Below are 24,034 nucleotides of genomic sequence, written 5' to 3' on the forward strand. Positions count from 1 at the left end.
GGATTCGAACCTGCGACCCCCTGATCCCAAATCAGGTGCGCTACCAGACTGCGCTACGCTCCGCTATCTTGCGAATGACTGTGTTAATAAGGGTAAGCGTTACACTTTGCAAGCCCTAAATCTATCTTTTAAAAGAAAAGTTATCTTTTTAAGCTGCTGAATTAACAAAAGAATATTGCATCAATATATTTTATCATGCCGCTTAGATGAACATCAAATTTAAAAGAAGTTGGGGAGGTTTTCGCTTAATTTTTAAATGATGGTCGGAGCGGCAGGATTCGAACCTGCGACCCCCTGATCCCAAATCAGGTGCGCTACCAGACTGCGCTACGCTCCGCTATCTTGCGAATGACGGCTTAATAAGCGCTCGTTTCTCTGTTGGCAAGCCCTAAAGCAGGATTTTAAAAGAAAAAATGCCAATTTTTTCACAGCGATTGCTTTGGCGTCTCTTTTTGCGTCTCTTCCGCTATGGAAATAACCTCAGCGGAAGAGAAATTCATGACAAATATCAGATTATAAAGGCTTTTATGATTCGAGTGCCGCGAATCCACGCTCCAGATCGGCAATTAAATCTTCCGGATTTTCCAATCCGATTTGCAGACGGATGATTGCACCTCCGTAATTGTTGCGCGCAACTTTACGATCTTGAATATTGACGACCACGGCAAGGCTTTCATAGCCACCCCATGAATAGCCTAGACCGAAGATTTGCAGGGCATTGACGAATCTACGAGCGTCTTCGTCTGTTTTATTGGCAAGAACCATAGAGAAAACACCCGATGCGCCTTTAAAATCACGTTTCCACAACGCATAATCCGGATGGTTTTCCAAGGCAGGGTGCAAAATCTCGCCGGTAAGCGGATGCTTGTCCAGCCAATTGGCGACAGTGAGCGCACTCTTATGATGATGCTCAAGTCTGATTCCCATCGTGCGTAAACCGCGCAGAACTTGATATGCATCATCGCCGGAAACGCACAGCCCCATCGTTCCGTGTGTTTCTAATAATTGCGGCCAGCAGCGTTTATTGGCAGAGACTGTACCGAATAATAAATCTGAATGGCCGGACGGATATTTGGTCGCGGCATGAATGGAAATATCCACGCCGAAATCAAGCGCACGGAAATAGACCGGTGTTGCCCAGGTATTATCCATCATCACAATAATATCACGAGCGTGCGCGGCTTCCACGATGGCCGGAATATCCTGGATTTCAAATGTATTGGAGGCAGGTGATTCCGTGAAAACAACCTTGGTGTTGTCTTTGAAATGTTTCTCGATACCTGCTCCCAGATCAGGCGAATAATATTCCACTTCGATACCGAGCCTTTTAAGGATTGTATCAGCAAAATGACGGGTAGGATTATAGATGGAATCAACAAAAAGCACATGATCGCCCGGACTTAAAAAGGCAAGCAGAGGGACGGTGACAGCGGCAAGGCCGGATGGCACACAAATAGTGCCTTCTGAACCTTCAAGGGCATTGATGGCTTCGCAAAGGGCTTTTGTGGTCGGTGTGCCTCTGGTGCCGTAAGTGTATTCCTGGCTGCCATCAATCATGCTCTGAGCATTGGGAAACAAAACGGTAGAAGCGCGCACAACCGGAGGATTCACAAACCCATGATAATCACGCGGATTATAGCCATCATGTGCAAGGCGGGTGTGAATACCAAGATGTTGTGATTTGTCTTTGCTGGTCATGGAAGTTATGCCTCGGCTATTGAAGTTTGCATGAATCTGATAGCGATTGTGCATAGCTAAGTAAAAAAGGACAGCGATTTGCTTTATTTTTTATAACCGCCATCATTATGACGATGTGGAACGGTTGATACGCGCCGCTGCGAAGTGAAATATAATTTTTTATAAGGCATTATTTATGAATGTTAAGGTATCTCAATTTTCAATAAATCAGGTATACAAGAATTTTTTTGCTATTTTGAAAAAGCCTCGCCCTTCTGGCTGGACGGCACCCATGACCTGGACTTTGTGTGTTTTGCCTGTGGCTTTACTGCTTGTGCATCCGTTCGACGCGCAAATCAGCATAGCATGGTCGGAACATACGACAAAATTTCAACATGTGATGGCCGCATCAACCAATATGATAAAGTCGGTTTACTGGTTGCTTCTGGGTGTGCTTATGTGGGGGGGCAGCACTTTTTATCTGAAGAAAAAATCTGGACAAGTTGCCTCGACATTCATTGTGCGAGGACGTGAGGCTGGAATTTATCTTTTCTTTGCAATTATTTGTTCAAGCATTCCGGTGACTTTGATCAAATATCTTGTTGGTCGGGCGCGTCCGCATTTGATTGAACAAGTGGGGCCGGAATATTTTGCACCACTGACTGGAAGCTATCTTTATCTCAGTTTCCCCTCCGGTCATGCGATGATGGCCGGTATTTTAATTGTGTTTTCACTTAAATTTCTTCCGCTGCTGAGTTGGGTAACTGTACCGCTTTGTTTTCTGCTGACATTTAGCCGTGTGATTGTTGCCGCCCATTATCCGACCGATATTCTGGCCGGATTTACAATTGGAGTCATTGTCAGCCTGTGGTTGTATAATTTTTTGAAATTGAGAAATATTATTGCGCCACCAGAAATAAATAAAAAATAACATGCGTTTCCCTCCAATTTTTAGGGATGGAAATGCATGTTTCAATCTGTTTATGTGATGTATCTATATGAATTTGTGATGATTTTGACGGTTATAATTTAAAGCAACAATTTTATGAAATTGGGCGGATTGAAATTGAAAAAATACTTATTCCCCTTGAATTGGTAGGGTTTTGTTTGATTTATTATAAGAAAGTTTAACACGAAATCTCTTGACCACTGGCGATTTATCGCCTTCCATGAGATGGTGAAAGGATCGACCCGTAACGGTTAAGGGCAATTACCGGTAATTTTTAAAAACGGTACGCTCAAAGGGTTGTTCGTGGGGAAAATAATAAAAAGGTTAAATACCAAATGAAAAAAAATATTCATCAGAGCGTATTGGGAAAAATTGTAGCGGGTGCCGCTTTTTCAGCGGTACTGATCGGTGGTACTGCATTTGCTGGCACATTGGATGATGTTAAAGCAAAAGGCTTTCTGCAATGTGGCGTAAATACAGGTCTTACTGGTTTTGCTTCTCCGGATGACAAAGGGGAGTGGACAGGCTTTGACGTGGATTATTGCCGTGCCGTAGCGGCTGCTATTTTTGGTGATCCGACAAAGGTTAAATTTACACCGCTTAATGCAAAAGAACGCTTTACTGCTTTGCAATCGGGTGAGGTGGATGTACTTATCCGTAACACGACCTGGACTATTGGGCGTGATACATCTTTGGGTCTCGATTTTACCGGCGTTAATTATTATGACGGTCAGGGCTTTATGATCAATGCCAAGAAATTGGCAGGCATCAACTCGGCTCTCCAGCTTTCAGGCGCATCTGTTTGTGTTCAGGCCGGAACCACGACAGAACTCAATCTGGCTGATTATTTCCGTGCCAACAAAATGGAATATAATCCGGTTGTATTTGAAAAAGTGGATGAGGTGAATTCGGCCTATGATGCAGGCCGCTGTGATGCTTACACCACAGACCAATCCGGCTTATATTCCATTCGTTTGCGACTTTCCAATCCGGACGATCATATTGTTTTGCCGGAAATCATTTCCAAGGAACCTTTGGGGCCAACAGTTCGCCAAGGTGACTCTCAATGGGCGGATGTAGTTCGTTGGGTGCACTATGCCATGCTCGATACTGAAGAAATGGGCATTAATCAGGGGAATGTTGACGAGATGAAAAACTCGGACAACCCGGAAATCAAGCGTATGCTCGGCACTGAAGCTGATACTAAAATTGGTACCGATCTGGGGCTCGAAAATGATTGGGTTGTGAAAATCATCAAGAGCGTTGGCAATTATGGTGAGGTATTCGACCGTAACATCGGTTCAGGAAGCCCGTTGAAGATTGCCCGTGGCGTCAATGCGCAATGGACCAAAGGTGGTTTGCAATATGGTATGCCTATCCGTTAAGTCGCGGATTTGAGTGCATGCGAAGGGCTGACCGTATCGCTTTAATGTGAGTGATACGGTCATAGTCCGCGCTAAAGGAATGATCTGAACGCCCGCGTTTTTTATTGTGGCTTATTGATAGAGTGAAATTTGTATTGAAACACGGGTTTTGCCGGCGAGGTCGAGTAATGCCTCATCTTTGTAATATGCAGATGCTATTGATCATGCATAAGCATAACAAATACAAACTCGATATGAGGCTAGAGGCTTGAAATAAAGCAGGCCGTCTTCTTCTGGTAATTGCAGATCATTATCATATTTCAAGCTGTGTACTTATTTTTTTAAGTCGACAGCTGGCGGGGATTGCTGGTTTGACTTGGTCAGAGCTTTGACCGGGGCAGGTTCTGCTGCCTATCATCTGGCTCCTCCGCACAACATCTGTGGGGAAATAAATGACCTCAGGTTCAATAGTGCAAAATACGATACAGCCCGGGCGTGGATCATTGCTTTATGATCCACGCATACGTGGTATTTTTTATCAGGCTTTGGTCTTTATTGCGGTTGTCAGCTTTATTTACTGGATTGTTGGCAATACGGTTGCCAATTTGCAGAAAGCCAATATTGCATCCGGCTTTGCTTTTTTGAGAGGGCGGGCAGGCTTTGATATTAGCCAGTCGCTGATTGCGTATAATAATGATTCTACCTATGGCCGGGCGCTGTTGGTCGGTCTTCTAAATACTCTTTATGTCGCTTTTTTAGGCATTATCGTTGCTTCAGTCGTTGGTTTTTTGGTCGGTGTGGGACGCTTGTCACCCAATTGGCTGATTAGAAAACTCTGCACCGTCTATGTGGAGGTTTTTCGTAATATACCGCCCTTATTGGTGATTTTTTTCTGGTATTTCGGCGTTTTGTCGGTGCTGCCTCAGGCACGTGAAAGCCTGGAGCTGCCGTTCAATACTTATCTGAACAATCGCGGTTTCTTCTTTCCGTCATTGGTATGGGGTGAAGGTGCTGGTATTGTCGGCAGTTTATGTCTTATCGGCATAGTCGCAGCATTTTTATTAAGCCGCTGGGCGCGTAAGCGTCGTATTCAAACCGGTCAATCATTCCCCACATTATGGTTCAATCTCGCTTTCGTGATTGGTCTGCCTTTATTGGCATTTCTGGCTCTTGGCATGCCCTTAAGCTTTGATTATCCCAAACTTGGCACTTTTAGTTTAAGTGGCGGCGCACAAATCAAGCCGGAATTCATGTCGCTTTTTCTGGCTTTGTCTTTCTATACGGCGTCATTCATCGCAGAAACCGTGCGTGCCGGTGTCTTAGGTGTCAGCCGCGGACAATCGGAAGCAGCCGAAGCTTTAGGCCTGCGCCCACGCCAAACAATGCGGCTGATCATTATACCGCAAGCCATGCGCATTATTATTCCGCCGCTTTCCAGCCAATATCTGAACCTGACGAAAAACTCGTCATTGGCGATCGCAATCGGATATCCGGATCTTGTCGCCGTGGGAGGAACAATCCTTAACCAGACTGGTCAGTCGATTGAGGTTGTGGCGATTTGGATGGTGATCTATCTCGGTATCAGTTTGCTGACTTCCGGCTTTATGAACTGGTTTAACGCCAAAATGGCCTTGGTGGAGCGCTGAATATGACCAGAGAAAACTTACTTTATGTGCGTGAAAATCTGGCACCGCAGGAATATCCGCCAGAAAATAATGCAGGTCTATGGGCTTGGGCGCGTGTCAATCTCTTATCCACGCCGGTGAATACTGTGCTGACAATTCTTGCCATATTGGTATTATGGTGGTCGGGGCCACCATTAATCCGCTGGCTGTTTATCGATGCTGTGTGGACGGGGTCTGATCGCTTTGCCTGTCTTACCACTGCACAAGGCGGTGAACTGGCAGAGGGCTGGAGCGGTGCGTGTTGGGCCTTTGTCCAGGCCAAATATCAGCAGTTTCTTTATGGTCGTTATCCAATTGATCAGCGTTGGCGTGTTAATCTGACAGCGGCACTCTTTGTCGTGTTGTTGGCGCCTTTGATGATTCCGGCAATCAAACACAAAGTTGCCAATGCCATTTTGTTTTTCATAATCTTTCCGGTTGTGGCATTCATTTTGCTGGTTGGCGGTGCTTTTGGTCTTTCCTATGTGGAAACACCATTATGGGGAGGGCTGCTGGTAACACTTGTGCTTTCCTTTGTCGGAATTGCGGTTTCGCTGCCACTTGGAATTTTGCTGGCTTTGGCGCGACGCTCCAATCTGCCGGTCATCAAAGCGATTTCTATTATTTTTATCGAAACCGTACGTGGTGTGCCACTGGTGACAGTGCTCTTCATGGCAAGTGTTATGCTGCCATTATTTTTGCCGCCAGGGGTAAGTTTCGACAAGTTGATGCGTGCGCTTATCGGTGTGGCTTTATTTGCATCTGCTTATATGGCTGAAGTTGTGCGCGGTGGTTTGCAGGCTATACCAAAAGGCCAATATGAAGGCGCTGAGGCACTGGGCTTGAGTTATTGGCATAAAACCGGCCTGATTATATTGCCGCAAGCTTTGAAAATGGTCATTCCGGGCATTGTGAATACCTTCATCGGACTATTCAAAGATACAAGTCTTGTTTACATTATTGGTATGTTCGACTTGCTTGGGATCGTGAGACAGAATTTCTCGGATGCGAATTGGGCGACACCGCAAACACCGTTGACGGGGTTGGTCTTCGCCGCTTTTGTCTTTTGGATTTTCTGTTTTGGTATGTCGCGCTATTCTATTTTTATGGAACGCCGCCTTGATACCGGCCACAAACGATAATTGAGGGAATAACGGTTATGAATGCACAACCAAATAATAAAGTGGCTGAAATGGCTATCGGTGAGACACCCAAGATGCAGGTCTCTAAAACCGAAGTGGCAATTGAAATTGAGCATATGCATAAATGGTATGGTGAGTTTCATGTGCTGCGCGACATCAATTTAAAAGTGATGCGGGGAGAACGTATTGTGGTGGCTGGCCCCTCCGGCTCGGGTAAGTCCACCATGATCCGCTGTATCAATCGCTTGGAAGAGCATCAAAAAGGCAGGATTATTGTAGACGGCACAGAGCTTACTAATGATTTGAAGAAAATTGATGAGGTGCGCCGTGAGGTCGGCATGGTTTTCCAGCACTTCAATCTGTTTCCGCATCTGACAATTTTGGAAAATTGCACACTGGCACCGATCTGGGTGCGTAAAATGCCGAAAAAACAGGCCGAAGAAGTGGCAATGCACTATCTGGAACGCGTCAAAATTCCGGAGCAGGCCCATAAATATCCGGGGCAATTATCCGGTGGGCAGCAGCAACGTGTGGCGATTGCCCGCGCTTTATGTATGAACCCGCGTGTGATGTTGTTTGATGAACCAACCTCTGCACTTGATCCGGAAATGATCAAGGAAGTGCTGGATACAATGGTTGGCCTGGCTGAAGAAGGCATGACCATGATTTGCGTGACCCATGAAATGGGCTTTGCCCGTCAGGTTGCAAATCGGGTTATATTCATGGATCAGGGGCAGATTGTTGAAGAAAATGCACCGGCAGAATTCTTTGATAATCCTCAGCATGAACGCACCAAATTGTTCTTGAGCCAGATTTTGCATTAATTGTCTGTCATATCAAATTAGAAAAAGCGCCATTTCAAAAGGCGCTTTTTTTATTAGTGTTTGGATGGGTGTAAAAAAAGCCCCCGTGTGAAACACAGGGGGCTTTTTAATTTATTAGATAGAAGAGAACATCTCTTAGAAGAAGCTCTTCTTCTGCCACCATCCCGACCGCTTGGCTGCCGGTGCTGCTTCATTGTCGCTGGATGTAATCACCGGCTGCGACGTTTCCTGCGGCTGATTTACCGGCACAGTAATCGGCTCAACTGTTTCTACAATTGGCTGTTGTTGAGGTTCATCAGCACCAACAACTGGAACATTCTCAGGAGCTTCAATTGCATCCTCAGCTTTAGTCTTGCGTGTGCGTGGTTTACGGGTTGATTTTTCAGCTGCTTCAACCGGAGCTTTTTCAGCAGCTTTATCTTTGGCCGCCGTTTTGCGTGCACGCGGTTTACGAACAGGCTTTTCTTCTGCAACGACATCTTCTGCAACGGATTCTGTCGAAACTTCAGCGGTTTTTACAACCTCAACAGCTTCAGCTTTCTCATCCGCAACAGGGGCTGTTTCTAAAGTCACAGCGGTTTTAACTTTTGTAGTGCGGCGACGAGCAGGCTTTTTCGTCTTTTCTTCGCTCTTTTCAGCAATGGGAGCAGCTTCAACAGTCTTGGTTGCTTCTGGCTTGCCTGCCTCAACCTTTGCACTGACACTCGCTTCAACAGTCACTGCGGCTACAGGTGCAGGGCCCGGAACAGGTTCCGCTGGCGGAACATTTCTTGCCTTTTCCGCAGCTTCTTTTGCAGCTTGGCGTTTAGCTTCAGCGGCGGCCAACAATTCTGTCCAGTCACCGATCAGTTCCGCTGCCGGAAGGTTGTTGTAATGTCCGTCATCACGACGGTTTTTACGTCCGCCACGACGGCCACGGCGGCGTTTTTTACGCTGATCATCGTCTGAATGACCACTGGAAGCGGCATGATCTGCGTGGCCATCACGCTCATTTTCATCATCGGATTGTGCGTCTGTATCATGGCTGTCGGCGTGATTATCACGCTCGCCACGGCGACGGCGACGACGGCGGCGGCGGCGATCATTGTCATTGCCGTTGGTTTCTTCCTTGTCGGAGGAAACCAACTCTGCTTCAGCTTCGATCTCGTCAGCTTCAGCCGGCAATTCAGGATCTTCAATGCCATCATCATAATAGTCTGCCGGTTGCAGGGCAGGCATAGTGATTGGACGGGTTGAAGGTGTACCTTTATCAATAACCAGATTTTGCACACCAACAGATTCATCGGCATTGATATGGATGTTGAGGCCGAAACGGGCTTCCAGATCGGATAAAAGCTGGCGCTTGTGATTCAAGACATAAAGGGCGGTCGCCGCAGGTGTGCGAACGGAAATATCATAGCCGCTATTACGCATCAGATAATCTTCAACGGCACGGATAACATGCAGCGCCATCGAAGAATCGGAGCGGATATGACCTGTGCCACCGCAATGCGGGCAAATCTGCATCGTGCTTTCAAGAACAGATGCACGAATGCGCTGACGCGACATTTCCAGCAAACCGAAATGCGAAATACGTCCGACCTGAATACGTGCCCGATCATCTTTCAGGCAGTCTTTCATTTTCTTTTCAACAGCGCGGTTATTGCGTTTTTCTTCCATATCGATGAAGTCAACGACAATAAGGCCGGCGAGATCGCGCAGACGTAATTGACGCGCAACTTCTTCTGCCGCTTCCAGATTGGTCTGGAGCGCTGTTTCTTCAATGGAATTTTCGCGCGTTGAGCGACCGGAGTTTACGTCAATTGCCACCAGCGCTTCGGTTTGGTTGATAATAATATAACCGCCCGATTTCAGCGTCACTTGCGGCAGCAACATACGATCCAATTGCGCTTCAATGCCGTTACGGGCAAAGATTGGCAATTGTTCACGATAAGGCTGCACCACACGGGCATGGCTCGGCATCAACATCCGCATAAATTCTTTTGCCTCACGATAACCTTCTTCGCCGGCAACAAGAATTTCGCTGATATCTTTATTATAAAGATCACGAATCGAACGTTTAATCAGGCTGCCCTCTTCATAAACGAGAGCAGGTGCCACTGATTGCAATGTCAGATTGCGTACATTTTCCCACATACGCATCAGATATTCATAGTCACGGCGCACTTCTGCTTTGGTGCGGTTGGCACCGGCAGTACGCAAGATGACGCCCATGCCCTGCGGCACTTCCAGCTCTTTGACGATATCTTTTAAGCGCTTGCGATCCTGAATATTGGTGATTTTGCGCGAAATACCGCCACCACGTGCCGTGTTAGGCATCAAAACGGAATAACGTCCGGCAAGTGACAGATAAGTGGTAAGAGCTGCGCCTTTGTTGCCGCGCTCTTCTTTAACCACCTGAACCAGCAAAATCTGGCGGCGTTTGATCACTTCCTGAATATTGTATTGACGGCGATGCACGCGGTTATGCGTTGGCAGTTCTTCCATCGCATCTTCAGAACCTACAGATTCGACGGTGTCATTTTCATCGTCACTGTCATGATCGTCATCATCATGATTGCCTGAAATGAAATCATCAGCAGGTTCTGACACGCTTTCCAAATGGATCGCATGCGGAACAGCCGGTGTGCCGGGCACATAGTCAACAAAAGCAGGGCCGACTGGTTCTGCTGCCGGAACAGCATTTTTTGCCGCTCCATTGTCATGACGGCGGTTGCGACGGCGATTGCCACGGCGGCGATCATGACGATCTGAGCGTGAACCTTGCGCATTATTTTGCGGCTGCTCATCATGATCGTCATCATCATTGTCGGCATTGGCGGCTGCTGCCGCAGCTTCTGCTTCCATCAAAGCCTGACGGTCAGCAGCAGGGATTTGGTAATAATCAGGATGAATTTCTGAAAATGCCAAAAAGCCGTGGCGATTGCCGCCATATTCAACGAATGCTGCCTGTAAGGATGGCTCGACGCGTGTTACGCGGGCGAGATAAATATTGCCTTTAAGTTGTTTTTTATGCTCGGATTCAAAATCAAATTCTTCAATTTTATTACCCCGCGTAACGATAACGCGCGTTTCCTCCGGGTGAGAGGCATCGATAAGCATCTTGTTTAACATGTTTGTTTTTCCTGCCGACAACGCGGCGCACATCAAAGGGGCGCAAGAGAACCAAATCTTTGGTTGCTCGCTCAAGAGTGCGTCTGTCGGATGGTTCGAGGTTCTTCGAAACAGTCAATAAGGCTTCTACGCGTAACTGCCTTGCGGCGATCGCGGTTTCCTGCCTGTTATTGATTGGTCTTTTTTGACCCATATCTGTTCCGAACGAAACGACCTAAAAAATGACCTGGAAATGCCAGGCCGACCTTGTTTGCCCTGTTAAGAGCTGGCGACCACGTTGAATAATGACGCTGTCGTCCAATTAAAAAGCGGGGTGAACCGCAAAATCCTGTACGGGTACGGCTGGCGATGATGATCGCCCATTGCGCGGAAAGTCCGAGTTATAACTGCTTTCACCAGTTATTTCAGGACTTTGATTCTGCGGGCAAAACCGAAACCTAACTATGCTTTTATGACCTGTTTTCACTCATGACAAGAAGGAATATTTTACATAACCCTTCAAGTGACAGGTTGAGAGCTGCAGATTACCTTTAAAAAACTTAATTACATAAAAGATTAACTACATTGCGTTTAGTCTTTAATAATTCATTTGGCGTGTGATTTTTGCCGAAATCTGGACATAAGCTTTCTTTAACAGAGTTAAAAATGGGCAATTGCTTATTTTCAAATATTGGGCGGCGGTTGGCTGAGCCTCTATCGATTATGGTATGATAATGCGTTCTTTTTTAGGATTGTTCTTTAGCCTTGGAATCATTTTTGTTCTGGGCGTTCAATCAGTATTGGCTGCACCTGTTTCTGCTTTAACATTTCGTATGGCCGGAGATGAGCTACGCACACGCATTGTCGTGATGTTTGATGAAAAACCGGATGTCATGCCGATCTTGTTTGCCAAGCCGCATCGTTTGGTATTGGAACTGAATGAAACGCGCTTCGGTTTTGATGAAAAATCCTTAACCCCGCGTGGGCTTGTCTCATCAGTGCGTTATGGTTTGGCAGGTGAGGGGCGTTCGCGTTTGATTTTATCGCTTATTGGTCCATTCAAGCTTGAAAATATTGATGTGATCAAAAATGAAAACGCGCTCGGCTATCGTATGGTTGTCGATATTATTGCAACATCAGATCGGGAGTTTGCGGATGATCTGGCTGAACAGAACCGTCAAAGTGCATTAACGCCCGCACAGGCTGCGCAAGACAAAATGAGCCGTGAAAAGCAACAGGCTGCTAAAAAATTCACCATCATGCTGGATGCCGGACATGGCGGTATTGATAGTGGTGCCGAGGGTATCAGCGGTTTGAAAGAAAAAGATGTTACACTGGCGTTTGCAAGGGATTTGCGTGATCGTTTAAAAAAAGAAAAAGATTTTCAGGTATTTATGACACGCGATGAAGACGTTTTTTTACGTCTTGGTGAGCGTGTTCGTCTGGCTCGTCAACATGAGGCTGATCTTTTCATCTCCATCCATGCCGATAGCGTGCCGCAACATTACATCCGTGGCGCAACTGTCTATACAATCTCTGATAAAGCATCTGACTCAGTCGCGCGTGCAATGGCGGAGCGTGAAAACAGATCGGATGAATTTGCCGGTATTGTGCCTGACGATTTACCTGAGGTCACTGATATTTTGCTGGATTTGACGCGCCGTGAAACGCACGGCTTCTCACTGAAGTTTGCCGATAAAGTTGTGCAGTCATTGGAGGGGGAGGTCAGCCTTATCAATAATCCGCATCGTTTTGCCGGTTTTCAGGTGTTACGTGCGCCCGATGTACCGTCCGTATTGGTGGAAATGGGTTATTTGTCGAACAAAGAAGATGAAAAGTTGATTACCGATCCGGAATGGCGCAAACTTTTTGCCGAACGTTTGGTTGTTGCTATCAAGCATTTTTCTATCATGAAAAAGAACCTGTCACCGATTCCCTGAAAGCTGACAGGCCATTGTAATATTGGTCAGAAAAACAGGTGCCGTTTTGATTTCTTTTTTTATGTGTGATTTAAGCTTCACCTGAAATAAACTATTGTTCATGTATGATAATTTATCGCAGGCGATTTTGTAAAATGCTGCAATTTTGCATATCCGGCAGATAAAGTGATTTGAAGTTCGTAATTTTAGGTTAAATCTTTATAAATGATCTTGCCTTTGACGTAATTGCCCTTCACTACCAACTTTTAGTGTCGTGAACATGCCGCAATTGTGTTTTTGGATGTAAACGATAACACATGATAAAAATGCATGTGACGGAAATGAAACTGACTGGCTTTTTTGATACTGGCTGTTTGGTGATACGGAAGGTAGGATTCCGGGTTTATGGTACGACTTATCGGTTATTTCTTCGGCATTGGTGCCGTTTTCATGCTTATGGTTGCTGGTGCCGTTGCGGTTTTTATCAGTAAAATAAACAAGGAACTGCCCGATTACGAAGTTCTGGAGAATTATGAGCCTCCTGTAATGACGCGTGTTCATGCGTCTGACGGTAGTTTGATGGCCGAATTTTCCAGAGAACGTCGCTTGTACCTGCCGATTCAGGCTGTACCGGATCGTGTGAAAGCTGCTTTCATTTCTGCTGAAGATAAGAACTTCTACCAGCATAATGGTGTGGATGTTGGCGGCGTTGCCCGCGCAATGGTCAATAATGTCAAAGGTCTTGGCAGTGGTCGCCGCCCTGAAGGCGCCTCGACAATTACGCAGCAGGTGGCAAAAAACTTCCTCCTGAGCACCGAACAGACCTATGATCGCAAAATCAAGGAAGCAATTTTGGCCATGCGTATTGAGCAGGCCTATTCCAAAGATCGCATTCTTGAACTTTATTTGAACGAAATTTTCTTTGGTATGGGCGCTTATGGTATCGCGGGCGCAGCACTTACTTATTATGATAAAGCGGTTGGTGAATTATCTATATCTGAGATGGCCTATCTGGCAGCACTGCCGAAAGGCCCGGCCAATTATCATCCCTTCCGCCGACCTGAACGTGCTATTGAGCGACGCAATTATGTGATCGATCGCATGGCTGAAAACGAATATATCACCATGGAAGAGGCAGAAGCGGCTAAGGCTGAGCCGCTGCACGTCAATATTCGTCAGACCTCGAAATATCTTGCTTCGTCAGAATATTTTACCGAGGAAGTACGCCGCCAGATCATCGCCAAATACGGTGACAAAGCCCTTTATGAAAGTGGCTTGTCGGTTCGAACGACCCTTGATCCGAAATTGCAGGTGATGGCGCGTAATTCGTTGCAGGCAGCACTTTTGCGTTATGATGAAGCGCGCGGATATCGCGGACCATATAAGCATATTGAGCTTGGTTCAGATTGGGGTATTCCGCTTGGCGAGATATCGGCATTCTCCGATGTGCCGGAGTGGCAGTTATCGGTTGTGCTTAATGTTTCAGCGGCTGGCGCAGATATTGGGTTGCAGCCGGCGCGTGAGGCTTCAGGTGCACGTTCAAAAGAACGCAAGCAAGGCTTTATTGCCGCTGATGATATGAAATGGGCTATGCGCGTTATAAATATCGGCGGCAAACGCACCAGCGCCAAGTCACCTGAAGGTGTGCTTAAAGCGGGCGATGTCGTCTATGTTTCGCGCAATAAAGACAGCGACACAGCTTTCCGTCTGCAACAGCCGCCGAAAGTCGAAGGCGCTCTCGTCGCGATGGATCCGCATACCGGACGTGTGCTGGCAATGAGTGGCGGATTCTCTTTCTCCGAATCTGAATTCAACCGCGCGACACAGGCTTACCGTCAGCCAGGTTCCTCCTTCAAACCCTTCGTTTATGCGGCAGCACTTGATTATGGCTATACGCCTGCTTCAGTTGTGCTTGATGGGCCGTTGGAAGTTAATCAAGGCGGCTCATTGGGTGTTTGGGCTCCTAAAAACTATTCAGGTAAATTTTCGGGCCCGTCGACATTGCGCTATGGTATCGAACAATCACGTAACGTGATGACTGTACGCCTCGCGCAAGATATGGGCATGAATGTCGTTGCCGAATATGCCGAGCGTTTTGGCATTTATGACAAGATGATGCCGGTTTTGTCGATGTCGCTTGGTGCGGGTGAAACAACTGTTTTGCGTATGGTTACCGGTTATTCGGTGATGGCCAATGGCGGACGCAGCATTACACCTTCGATGATTGACCGTATTCAGGATCGTTATGGTAAAACAATTTTCAAGCATGACAGCAGGAAATGTGAAAACTGTAATGCCGAGACATGGTCAAATCAGGATGAGCCGGAATTGATTGATGATCGTGATCAGGTGCTTGATCCGATGACCGCCTATCAGATCACTTCCATGATGGAAGGTGTTGTTCAACGTGGTACCGCACGTGTCTTGCAGGACTTGAAGCGTCCGGTTGCTGGTAAAACCGGTACCACTAACGATGAAAAAGATGCCTGGTTTGTGGGCTTTACACCTGATCTCGTTGTTGGCGTTTATATCGGTTATGACAATCCGACCCCGCTTGGTCGTGGCAGTACTGGTGGTGTGCTGGCGGTTCCGGTTTTCAAAAACTTTATGGAGCAAGCGCTCGTCGGTAAGCCAAAATCGGAATTCCGAGTGCCGGAAGGCATGATGATGATTCCGATCAACCGTCGCACAGGTATGCGTATTGCTGCCGGTTCCGGTGATGCATTTATGGAAGCCTTCAAACCGGGAACAGGCCCAGCTGATTCTTATTCCGTAATCGGCATGGATGATTTCCAGGAAGGTTCACCAATTGCTCCGTCTTCACCGCAGGCGACACGGGCGCTGTCTTCCGGTTCCGGTGGATTGTATTAAAGTTGCAAATTCTTTACAGGCTTTGATGGGGCGACTATGTTGCCTCATCATTTGTTTGGTGAGTTAAGTATGGGAGCGAAATTTCGCTCCGGGTTTTGAGAATAGATAAGGATTATAAAGCGAATGCGCGCTGAAATTGAAAGCTTAGTCGACGAAATCAAGCAGGCCATAAGCCTGCTGAGGAGGCATCTTTGACTGGGATCAGTCTATTAAACGGCTGGGTTATTTAAACCAGCGCGCAGAAGATCCAACCCTTTGGAATGATGCTCAGGAAGCGCAAAAGCTGATGCGTGAGCGCCAGCAGCTTGAAGACAGCATCAATGGTATCAAATATCTGAGCCAGACTTTGAATGACAGCATTGAGCTGATCGAGATGGGTGAAGAAGAGGGTGATAAGTCGATTATCACCGATGCCGAAGATGCAATCCGTGCGTTGAAAACCGACATTGCGAAGCGTCAGATTGACATGCTGCTGTCTGGTGAAGCCGATGCGAACGACACTTATGTGGAAGTTCATGCCGGTGCCGGCGGTACGGAAAGTCAGGACTGGGCGTCGATGCTGCTGCGTATGTATACGCGCTGGTCTGAAAAAAGCGGTCGTAAGGTTGAGCTGCTTGAAATTCACGATGGTGAAGAAGCAGGGATCAAATCAGCGACACTGCTGGTTAAAGGGCACAATTCTTACGGTATGATGAAAACCGAATCCGGTGTTCATCGTCTGGTGCGTATTTCGCCTTACGATTCCAATGCGCGTCGCCACACGTCATTTGCCAGTATCTGGGTTTATCCGGCTATCGACGACAATATCGAAGTGGATGTGACCGAAGCCGACGTCCGTATTGATACATATCGTGCATCAGGTGCCGGTGGTCAGCACGTCAACACAACCGACTCGGCTGTTCGTATTACCCATATCAAAACCGGTATTGTGGTTCAGTGTCAGTCGGAACGATCACAGCATAAAAACCGTGCAACTGCATGGTCGATGTTGCGTGCTCGTCTTTATGAAGAAGAGCTGAAAAAACGTGAGGAAGCCACCAATGCGATGACGGCTTCCAAAACCGATATCGGCTGGGGACACCAGATCCGCTCTTATGTATTGCAGCCTTATCAGCTGGTTAAAGATCTGCGTACCGGTGTTGAAAGCACCAATCCGCAGGAGGTGCTGGACGGCGCTGTTACACCTTTCATGGAAGCAGCACTCGCCCATCGCATCAGCGGCAGTGACGTGGTGGTTGAAGATATCGACTAACCACTGAAGGTTATTGAACTGGTTTTTGTGCTGCGGGGCGGGATTGCATAGTGCTGTTTCGCCCTGCATCATGTGCATCTGACAAATATGGATTCGCAGTTTCATGCTCTATTTTTCGCGCTGGAAAGCCGCTCTGATCTGGTTGGTCGTCTTTATCGGCGTTATTCTTGCCTTACCCAATCTTTTCTCGCGTGATACCTTAGACGGGCTGCCGAATTTCCTGCCGAAAAAGCAGGTGTCGCTCGATCTTGATTTGTCGGGTGGCTCGCGTCTCATCATTCAATCTTCGAAAACATCAGACCGTGTCGTTGACCAAACGGTTGAAGTTTTGACCAGCCGTTTAAAAGAAATGGGCTATGAAGATGCTTTGGTGGAAAAAGAGCGCAAAGGCCAGATTCTGGTTGAAGTGCGTGGCATTTACGACATTCAGCTACTTAAAGATATCTTGAGCGTTGATGGGGCAGTCACCTTCCACGAGGTGGATGCGAGTATGTCACCCAATGATGCAATCCGCGGCACACCTCCGGAAGGTGATATCGTTGTCTATTCTTTTGACGATCCGCCGGTTGGCTATTTGTTGGTAAAGAAACCGGCATTGACGGATGCCGATATTCTGGATGCACAGGCTGATTATGCCACTGACGGCAAAACGGCAGTGATTAATATCAAGCTCAGCCCTGAAGGCCGTGCGGCGATGGCAACACTGACTGAAAAAAGCATTGGTCGTGCATTTGCTGTCGTTGTTGATCATCAGGTTATATCTGCGCCGGCTATTCAGGCAAAAATTGATGCAGATGAATTGCAGCTGACCGGCTCATTTGATTATCAGGTCGCGGGAAACCTTGCGGTCGTATTGCGGTCAGGTTCATTACCGGCAAGCGTGAGCGTGCTTGAGGAGCGTACCATTACATCGGCACTTGGCGCGGATTATGCCAGTGCTGCTATCGTTGCAGCAGTGATGGCAGCCATTCTGGTCGGGCTTTTCATGGTGCTTTCTTATGGCACATTGGGCGTTTTGGCGATGATCGCTTTGGCGGTCAACATTATTTTGCTGACTGCGATTTTGTCGATTATCGGTGCTTCGGTCAGTATGGCGAGTGTTGCCGGTCTGGTGCTGACTATTGGTATGGCTGTTGATGCCAATGTGTTGATTTACGAGCGTGTGCGTGAAGACCGCCGTCATGGTTATTCCGTGGTACAAGCCATGGAATCAGGCTTTTACCGTGCGCTTTCAACGATCATTGATGCAAATCTCACGACGCTGATTGCAGCTGTTGTACTGTTTATTTTAGGCAGTGGTGCTGTTTATGGTTTTGCTTTGACGGTTACCATTGGTATTGCAACCACACTTTTCACGACTTTGACTTTTACCCGCTTGCTGATTTCGCAATGGGTACGCATCATGAAGCCTAAAGAGGTGCCAAAACGTCGCCTCAAACTGGTGCCGACCGTTACCCGCATTCCTTTCATGCGTTTGCAGTTTCTGACGCTTGGTGTATCGGTCTTGGCTTGTGCAATCGTGCTGGCACTTTTTGTCAATGTCGGTTTCAATTACGGTGTCGATTTCCGTGGTGGTGCCATGGTTGAATTGCAGGCACGCCAAGGTGACGCCGATCTCGTTGACATTAGCGAACGTCTGGCCGATCTCAACATTGAAAGTGCCCGGGTGATACCGACCGAAGATGCCAATTCTGCTCTTGTGCTGATCGGCAGTCAGGAAGTTGGCGATGAGGCTGATCAGACGATTGCAGTGAAGCTGCGTGATGAATTTGCCAAAGAATACACATTCCAGCGTGTCGAAGTGGTGGGGCCAACGGTTTCTGAACAGTTGAGCAATGCCGGCATTTTGGCGGTTATTCTTTCACTGCTTGGCATCTTTATCTATGTTTGGTTGCGCTTCCGCTGGCAGCTTGCATTTGGTGCGGTGATTGCAACAGTGCATGATGTGATCATTTTGGCCGGTATGTTCATCATCTTCGGCATGGAGTTCAATCTCTGGAGTGTCGCGGCTATTTTGACCATTATCGGCTACTCACTCAATGATACGATTGTAATTTATGACCGTATCCGTGAAAATTTGCGCCGTTATCAAAGTGCGCCATTGCCGGCAATTATCGATGCATCGATCAATCAGACATTGTCACGCACTATTTTAACGTCCTTCGTGACATTCCTTGCGCATGTGCCGCTATATGTCTTCGGCGGTGAAGATATCCGCAACTTTGCGCTGGCACTCAGTGTTGGTATTATTGTGGCCAGCTATTCTTCCATTTTCATTGCCGGTCCGTTGCTGGTGCAGTTTGGTTTGAAGCCGCGCAGCGAACGTCAGGATGGTGATGATGATATGAGTGACGAGCTGGCGCAGTCATTAAACTTGGAGAGCTGATATGTCTTCCGGCATTCAGATGCGAGAGGCGCATTTCCCCGGACGTGCGCCCATTGACGCTTATGGCAATGGCGGCTTCCGTTTTGCCGAGATGTCACATCGCGGTTCAATCATGTGTTTGCCAAGCGGTGTGCATGGCTGGGAACCTAACGCGCCGCCTTTGCTGACAAAAGATGATTTGAAGCTCATTCTTGAACAGGCAACTGATATCGAAATTTTGCTGGTCGGCACAGGCATGGACTTGCGCCGTATCCCGGCGGATGTGCGTGATCTTTTGCGCGCCAGCGGTATTTCATCTGATCCGATGAGCACCGGTGCGGCTGTGCGCACCTATAATGTGCTGTTGGCCGAAGACCGTGCTGTGGCGGCAGCCCTGATTGCTGTTGACTGATATGCAGGATAATGAACTTTATTGTCTGGATTTGGTGCGGCAGGCCGATAAAGACCGTTATTTGTCACTGCTCTACGCACCGGAAGAAAAAAGGGGCGCATTAGCGGCACTTTATGCTTTCAATGTAGAAATTGCTCGTATCCGTGATGTGGCAAAGGACGCGCTACCTGGCGAAGTGCGGCTGCAATGGTGGCGTGATCTGATCAATGGGGCGGGGCATGGCGAAACAGAAAGCCATCCTGTAGCTGCGGCTTTAATGGCAGCGATCAAGCGCTATTCATTGCCGATCCATGTCTTTGACGCTTATTGTGAAGCGCGTATTTTCGATCTTTATAACGATCCGATGCCTGCGCGTCATGATTTGGAGGGCTATTGCGGCGAGACAGCATCTGTACTCATTCAAATGGCCGCCCTCATTCTTGATGCGGACAGAGCACCACAATTTAGCGAAGCTGCGGGGCATGCAGGTGTGGCGCAAAGCATTACCGGTTTGTTGCGCTTGATGCCGCTTCACCGTGCACGAAGCCAGATTTATATGCCTGCTGATATTTTGCAGGCAGTCGGATTGAATGCAGAGACTTATCTTGGATCAGAACAGCAGCAAGCACTCACCAATTTGGTGAGTGCAATAATTGCTTTGGCGGATGAGCATTATGTTGCTTATAAAAAAGCTTCCCGTTCAATGCCCGCAACTTTGAAACCCGCTTTTCTGCCGGTCTGTCTGGTACCGGTCTATTTACGGGCACTTTCGCGCAATGCTGCAAGTGTACCGACGCAAATCAGCGATATTCCGCCTTTGCGCCGCCAATGGACGATGATGAAGGCTGCTTTATTAGGGTAATTTTATCAGTACTTATAAAAAAGAGGCGTGATCGGTAACAATCATGCTTCTTTTAATTTTACTGAAGATCAACCAGCTTAACGTGCTGATTTCTCCAACCAGTTTTTCCAATCTTCCAATGCGCGCGCACTCATGGCACGTTTTTTGGCTATGGTTTTTTCTTTACCGCGCAAGCGTTTGCCTTCGGTTTTAACCACCTCAACCGGTGGGAAAAGGCCGAAATTGACATTCATCGGCTGGAATGAGCGTTTGCCCGGTTCTTCGTCGCTGATAATATGTCCACCGGTAATATGACCGAGAAGGGCGCCGAAACCGGTTGTCAATGGCGGAACATCCAACGCCTTGCCCAATACTTCTGCGGCAGTAAAGCGCCCGGCCAGCAAGCCGATTGCAGAGGATTCGACATAGCCTTCACAACCGGTGATCTGACCGGCAAAGCGTAAGTTGGGGCGGGATTTCATCCGCAATTTACCATCAAGAAGCACTGGTGAGTTCAAATATGTATTGCGGTGCAGACCACCAAGGCGTGCAAATTCGGCATTTTCCAAGCCGGGTATCATCCGCAGGATAGCGGTCTGATCGCCGTAGCGCAGCTTGGTTTGGAAGCCGACCATATTATAAAGTGTGCCCAGTGCATTGTCTTGACGCAATTGCACAACAGCATAAGGCTTAACCGTCGGGTTATGGGCATTGGTCAGCCCCATCGGCTTCATCGGGCCGTGGCGCAACGTTTCCGGCCCACGCTCGGCCATCACTTCAATCGGCAGGCAACCGTCAAAATAAGGTGTGCCTTCCCACTCTTTGAAGTCGGTCTTTTCACCGCCAATAAGAGCTGCGATAAAGGCTTCATACTGCTCTTTATCCATTGGGCAGTTGATATAGTCTTTGCCTGTTCCGCCCGGACCTACTTTGTCATAGCGGGACTGGAACCAGCAGACATCCATATTGATGCTGTCAAAATGAATGATGGGAGCAATGGCATCAAAAAATGCCAGTGCATTGGTGTCCGTTTCAGCTGCAATGGCATCCGCCAACGATGCGGCTGTCAGCGGGCCGGTAGCGATAATGGTTGTGCCCCATTCTTGCGGTGGCAAGCCGGAAACTTCGCCACGCTCAATGGTAATGAGCGGATGCTTTTCAAGCTTTTGAGTCACCGCTAGTGAAAAACCATTGCGGTCAACCGCAAGCGCACCGCCTGCCGGCACCTGATTGGCATCAGCGCAAGCCATGATAAGAGAATTAGCCATGCGCATTTCGGCGTGCAGGACGCCGACAGCATTGGTTTCTGCATCATCCGAACGGAAAGAGTTGGAACAAACCAACTCGGCCAGATGATCGGTTTTATGGGCATCTGTGCCTCGCAGCGGGCGCATTTCATGAATGATAACCGCAACGCCGGCTTCAGCCAGTTGCCATGCAGCTTCGGAACCCGCAAGTCCGCCGCCGATAATATGAATTGGGGAGTGAGAAACTGTGTTTGACATGGGAGTGTTCTTACTCCCTTTCGTTATATACAGCAATCACCACAAATCTGCTTTGCGCAATGTGCAGGCAGTTTTTTGAAACGAAGTTTTCGAAGACTAATCACTTGTTATAAGGCTTAAAGAAGCACCAAACGAATAATGCCCGCCATACTGTGTATGGCGGGCATTATTTCTGTCAGGCTAGCGTGGGAGGAGGGTCGCTAACCCGAAACTGCTATAATAGGGAGGAGTATATATAGCAGTGAATTATTGTAAATAGACAAGTATTTACTTGAGTATTATTAGCGTTTGTTAGCCTGGCGGGCTACATATGGAATATCTGAACGAGAAATTCCAAGGTCATTGAGTTCGCGGTTGCTCAAGATGCTGAGTTCTGCAACTGTCGAACGGTAACGGCGCCAGTTATTGAATGAGCGCATAATGTTCATTTCTTCTGTCTCCGATTGAATTACTGTAGATCAGTGTTTGATCGATGAGTTATATATAGGCCATATATTTAAAATTGGGAGAGACAGGTTTGCATAGCAGCCCTGCAAGCCATGCATTTCAGAAAACATCATTTGGTCACAAGGATAAGTTAGATAGAAGTTTCGGCCATATTTTGAATAACTGCTTTTTATAAGGTTTTCTCACTTTAACATCGACTCCGCTGTGGTCGCTAATTATAGCTAAGTAATAAATACATCAGCGAAAGGGTCTGCCTTTGTCTTTTTCTATGTCGGTTGAAAAGCTCATTTCCAGTTGGAAAGAGCAGGGGCTAATCGATAATGACACGGCTGGAAAATTACTCAGCGATTTACATGCGCGCCGTTCAGGTATTGGTTTGGGAACGGTACTGGCAACCATCGGCGGTCTTTTGCTTGGTGCAGCCGTTATCCTTTTAATTGCAGCTAACTGGCAGGAAATTCCGCGTATCGTGCGGGTTATTTCTGTCTTTGCGATCATTTGGGTTTGCTATATCGGCGGCGTTTGGCGGCGCCTTAAAGATGATGTAGTCTTTTCCAAAGCGCTTTTTATTATTGGTGCCGCAACATTTGGTGCGGGCATCGCTATGGTTGGACAGATGTATCATATGTCCGGGGACGAAGCCTCTGCCACACTGTTATGGACATGCGGTGTTTTTGTTTCGGCATTTTTGCTGCGTGAGTCGGTAATGAGTGCGTTGGCGATGTTTATTGCCGCCTTTTATGTCTTTGCCTCTGCCCAGTATAATTATGATGCCCTGCTTAATCAATCGGGCTTTTATATCGTTCCGGCTTTAGCTTTAACAGGTGCATTGGCTGCATATTTTACCCATTCGCGCATTACCGGTCATCTGGTCGGTATCTTCACATTGGTGTGGTTCGGGCTTCTCTATGCCGAAAACGAACATCAGCTTGTATTGTGGATATTGCTGGCAATCGGTGCGGCTTTAATGTTTGCCGATGGTTTTTCACATGTGACTTTGGAACGTCTGACACGATTTTCCCGTCCTTTGGCCAGTTATGGTTTTTTGGGCGTACTTGGTGCCATTTTGGCATTTCAGGCGCACAGTATGGCCCTTAATAATTACGAGCAGCCGCATATCCTCTTTTATAGTATCATTATTTTTGCTCTTTGCATTGGTGCGCTTGTCATGTGTGGTCGTAACAATGGCGGCTTGCGCTGGCTGGTTTATCTCGCATTTTCAGGGCAAGTTCTCTATCTGGCCTTTGAAACAATCGGCACAATGATCGGTACATCCGGTTTCTTCTTGAGTTCAGGTGTTTTGGTGCTGTTGTTGGCTGTATTTGTACGCCGTATGGAGCGCCGTCTTTCAGGTCATAGCGAGATGGAAACAGAGGTGCGACCATGAAAATGAGCGCTAAATATCTTTATGGTGCAGCCGTTGTGACAGCCCTGTTGCAAACCGGTGTTTTGTTTGCGGGCATTGAAAAGCGTGCACAGATCTTGCGCTACGGGCAGGATATTGTCGTGCAGACGAGCCGGGTTGATCCGCGCGATTTGATGCGTGGTGATTATGTTATCTTAGGTTACGATTTTTCAGAATTTGCTCAAAGCGCTGTTAAGGATGCAACGGATAATTATAGCGGCGATGTTTATGTGGCGGTTAAAAAAGGTGATGACGGTCTTTGGCATATGAGCCGCGCATCCATAAAACCCTTTGATGATCTGAGCGCTGACGAGGTGCAGATCAA

Annotated in this window: 18 protein-coding genes and 2 tRNA genes (1 of these 20 only partly in view); 13 read left to right on the top strand and 7 right to left on the bottom strand. The window is 47.5% G+C overall.

Features of this window, described 5'->3' with window-relative positions; translation table 11 throughout:
* From JNC77_RS06040 to JNC77_RS06050, 3 genes are all read right to left on the bottom strand, one after another.
* Positions 1 to 63: transfer RNA gene (locus JNC77_RS06040), tRNA-Pro, on the bottom strand (it extends 114 nt beyond the left edge of the window).
* Between the two features lie 197 nt (positions 64 to 260).
* Positions 261 to 337: transfer RNA gene (locus JNC77_RS06045), tRNA-Pro, on the bottom strand.
* A gap of 188 nt (positions 338 to 525) precedes the next feature.
* Positions 526 to 1,698: a cystathionine beta-lyase gene (locus tag JNC77_RS06050; RefSeq protein WP_374830349.1), complete on the bottom strand. Its 1,173-nt coding sequence runs from the start codon at positions 1,696 to 1,698 to the stop codon at positions 526 to 528.
* A 175-nt stretch (positions 1,699 to 1,873) separates the two neighbouring features.
* On the opposite strand from JNC77_RS06050, the gene JNC77_RS06055 reads away from it, so the two are divergent.
* From JNC77_RS06055 to JNC77_RS06075, 5 genes are all read left to right on the top strand, one after another.
* Positions 1,874 to 2,608 (top strand): phosphatase PAP2 family protein, encoded by a 735-nt coding sequence (locus JNC77_RS06055; RefSeq protein WP_374830351.1) that lies wholly within the window; start codon positions 1,874 to 1,876, stop codon positions 2,606 to 2,608.
* Between the two features lie 353 nt (positions 2,609 to 2,961).
* The gene (locus JNC77_RS06060; RefSeq protein WP_374830353.1) at positions 2,962 to 4,011 is read left to right on the top strand and encodes an amino acid ABC transporter substrate-binding protein; all 1,050 of its coding nucleotides are present in this window, start codon (positions 2,962 to 2,964) and stop codon (positions 4,009 to 4,011) included.
* A 431-nt stretch (positions 4,012 to 4,442) separates the two neighbouring features.
* The gene (locus tag JNC77_RS06065; RefSeq protein ID WP_374830355.1) at positions 4,443 to 5,636 is read left to right on the top strand and encodes an amino acid ABC transporter permease; all 1,194 of its coding nucleotides are present in this window, start codon (positions 4,443 to 4,445) and stop codon (positions 5,634 to 5,636) included.
* A gap of 2 nt (positions 5,637 to 5,638) precedes the next feature.
* A complete protein-coding gene (locus JNC77_RS06070; RefSeq protein ID WP_374830357.1) occupies positions 5,639 to 6,796 on the top strand; it encodes an amino acid ABC transporter permease in 1,158 nt (385 codons plus the stop codon).
* A 50-nt stretch (positions 6,797 to 6,846) separates the two neighbouring features.
* Entirely contained in the window at positions 6,847 to 7,620 is a 774-nt protein-coding gene (locus tag JNC77_RS06075; RefSeq protein WP_374830553.1) for an amino acid ABC transporter ATP-binding protein, read from the top strand.
* A gap of 135 nt (positions 7,621 to 7,755) precedes the next feature.
* Here the strand turns inward: JNC77_RS06075 and JNC77_RS06080 are convergent, their stop codons facing one another.
* The gene (locus tag JNC77_RS06080; protein WP_374830359.1) at positions 7,756 to 10,734 is read right to left on the bottom strand and encodes an Rne/Rng family ribonuclease; all 2,979 of its coding nucleotides are present in this window, start codon (positions 10,732 to 10,734) and stop codon (positions 7,756 to 7,758) included.
* Positions 10,667 to 10,927 (bottom strand): hypothetical protein, encoded by a 261-nt coding sequence (locus tag JNC77_RS06085; protein WP_374830361.1) that lies wholly within the window; start codon positions 10,925 to 10,927, stop codon positions 10,667 to 10,669. Before JNC77_RS06085 ends, JNC77_RS06080 begins: the two co-directional genes overlap by 68 nt.
* A 520-nt stretch (positions 10,928 to 11,447) precedes the next feature.
* Here JNC77_RS06085 and JNC77_RS06090 point away from each other — a divergent pair.
* The 6 genes from JNC77_RS06090 (at position 11,448) to JNC77_RS06115 (ending at position 20,373) form a co-directional block, all read left to right on the top strand.
* The gene (locus JNC77_RS06090) at positions 11,448 to 12,653 is read left to right on the top strand and encodes an N-acetylmuramoyl-L-alanine amidase family protein (protein ID WP_445482840.1); all 1,206 of its coding nucleotides are present in this window, start codon (positions 11,448 to 11,450) and stop codon (positions 12,651 to 12,653) included.
* 384 nt (positions 12,654 to 13,037) lie between these two features.
* Positions 13,038 to 15,503, top strand: coding sequence for a penicillin-binding protein 1A (locus JNC77_RS06095; RefSeq protein WP_374830363.1), 2,466 nt, complete (start codon positions 13,038 to 13,040; stop codon positions 15,501 to 15,503).
* 123 nt (positions 15,504 to 15,626) lie between these two features.
* Positions 15,627 to 16,755, top strand: a protein-coding gene (gene prfB, locus JNC77_RS06100; protein ID WP_374830365.1) for a peptide chain release factor 2 whose coding sequence is annotated in 2 segments (ribosomal slippage) — positions 15,627 to 15,695 and positions 15,697 to 16,755 — 1,128 coding nt in all. Because the reading frame shifts where the segments join, the coding sequence is not laid out codon by codon here.
* A 103-nt stretch (positions 16,756 to 16,858) separates the two neighbouring features.
* Positions 16,859 to 19,141 carry a protein translocase subunit SecDF gene (gene secDF / locus JNC77_RS06105; protein ID WP_374830367.1) on the top strand — a complete coding sequence of 761 codons (2,283 nt, stop codon included), beginning with the start codon at positions 16,859 to 16,861 and terminating at the stop codon, positions 19,139 to 19,141.
* A gap of 1 nt (position 19,142) precedes the next feature.
* Positions 19,143 to 19,532: an Mth938-like domain-containing protein gene (locus JNC77_RS06110; protein ID WP_374830369.1), complete on the top strand. Its 390-nt coding sequence runs from the start codon at positions 19,143 to 19,145 to the stop codon at positions 19,530 to 19,532.
* 1 nt (position 19,533) lies between these two features.
* Positions 19,534 to 20,373: a phytoene/squalene synthase family protein gene (locus JNC77_RS06115; protein WP_374830557.1), complete on the top strand. Its 840-nt coding sequence runs from the start codon at positions 19,534 to 19,536 to the stop codon at positions 20,371 to 20,373.
* Positions 20,374 to 20,450: 77 nt separating this feature from the next.
* Here the strand turns inward: JNC77_RS06115 and trmFO are convergent, their stop codons facing one another.
* Both trmFO and JNC77_RS06125 read right to left on the bottom strand, forming a co-directional pair.
* Positions 20,451 to 21,857, bottom strand: a complete 1,407-nt coding sequence (gene trmFO / locus JNC77_RS06120; RefSeq protein ID WP_374830371.1) for a methylenetetrahydrofolate--tRNA-(uracil(54)-C(5))-methyltransferase (FADH(2)-oxidizing) TrmFO — start codon at positions 21,855 to 21,857, stop codon at positions 20,451 to 20,453.
* Between the two features lie 281 nt (positions 21,858 to 22,138).
* On the bottom strand, positions 22,139 to 22,285 hold the full coding sequence (locus tag JNC77_RS06125; RefSeq protein ID WP_343800003.1) for a DUF1127 domain-containing protein: 147 nt from the start codon (positions 22,283 to 22,285) through the stop codon (positions 22,139 to 22,141).
* Positions 22,286 to 22,560: 275 nt separating this feature from the next.
* Between JNC77_RS06125 and JNC77_RS06130 the strand changes: the two genes are divergently transcribed.
* On the top strand, positions 22,561 to 23,691 hold the full coding sequence (locus JNC77_RS06130; protein WP_374830374.1) for a DUF2157 domain-containing protein: 1,131 nt from the start codon (positions 22,561 to 22,563) through the stop codon (positions 23,689 to 23,691).
* Positions 23,688 to 24,034 (top strand): GDYXXLXY domain-containing protein (locus JNC77_RS06135; RefSeq protein ID WP_374830376.1); only part of this gene is annotated, 347 nt, incomplete at its 3' end. The genes JNC77_RS06130 and JNC77_RS06135, both read left to right, overlap by 4 nt.

Source organism: Paenochrobactrum pullorum (assembly GCF_041929845.1).
Classification (GTDB): Bacteria; Pseudomonadota; Alphaproteobacteria; order Rhizobiales; family Rhizobiaceae; genus Paenochrobactrum; species Paenochrobactrum pullorum.

Bases quoted from the DNA above. Each gene is read 5' to 3' on its own strand.
- JNC77_RS06050 (WP_374830349.1), bottom strand. From the start codon at position 1,698: ATGACCAGCAAAGACAAATCACAACATCTTGGTATTCACACCCGCCTT.
- JNC77_RS06055 (WP_374830351.1), top strand. From the start codon at position 1,874: ATGAATGTTAAGGTATCTCAATTTTCAATAAATCAGGTATACAAGAAT.
- JNC77_RS06060 (WP_374830353.1), top strand. From the start codon at position 2,962: ATGAAAAAAAATATTCATCAGAGCGTATTGGGAAAAATTGTAGCGGGT.
- JNC77_RS06065 (WP_374830355.1), top strand. From the start codon at position 4,443: ATGACCTCAGGTTCAATAGTGCAAAATACGATACAGCCCGGGCGTGGA.
- JNC77_RS06070 (WP_374830357.1), top strand. From the start codon at position 5,639: ATGACCAGAGAAAACTTACTTTATGTGCGTGAAAATCTGGCACCGCAG.
- JNC77_RS06075 (WP_374830553.1), top strand. From the start codon at position 6,847: ATGGCTATCGGTGAGACACCCAAGATGCAGGTCTCTAAAACCGAAGTG.
- JNC77_RS06080 (WP_374830359.1), bottom strand. From the start codon at position 10,734: ATGTTAAACAAGATGCTTATCGATGCCTCTCACCCGGAGGAAACGCGC.
- JNC77_RS06085 (WP_374830361.1), bottom strand. From the start codon at position 10,927: ATGGGTCAAAAAAGACCAATCAATAACAGGCAGGAAACCGCGATCGCC.
- JNC77_RS06090 (WP_445482840.1), top strand. From the start codon at position 11,448: ATGCGTTCTTTTTTAGGATTGTTCTTTAGCCTTGGAATCATTTTTGTT.
- JNC77_RS06095 (WP_374830363.1), top strand. From the start codon at position 13,038: ATGGTACGACTTATCGGTTATTTCTTCGGCATTGGTGCCGTTTTCATG.
- secDF (WP_374830367.1), top strand. From the start codon at position 16,859: ATGCTCTATTTTTCGCGCTGGAAAGCCGCTCTGATCTGGTTGGTCGTC.
- JNC77_RS06110 (WP_374830369.1), top strand. From the start codon at position 19,143: ATGTCTTCCGGCATTCAGATGCGAGAGGCGCATTTCCCCGGACGTGCG.
- JNC77_RS06115 (WP_374830557.1), top strand. From the start codon at position 19,534: ATGCAGGATAATGAACTTTATTGTCTGGATTTGGTGCGGCAGGCCGAT.
- trmFO (WP_374830371.1), bottom strand. From the start codon at position 21,857: ATGTCAAACACAGTTTCTCACTCCCCAATTCATATTATCGGCGGCGGA.
- JNC77_RS06125 (WP_343800003.1), bottom strand. From the start codon at position 22,285: ATGAACATTATGCGCTCATTCAATAACTGGCGCCGTTACCGTTCGACA.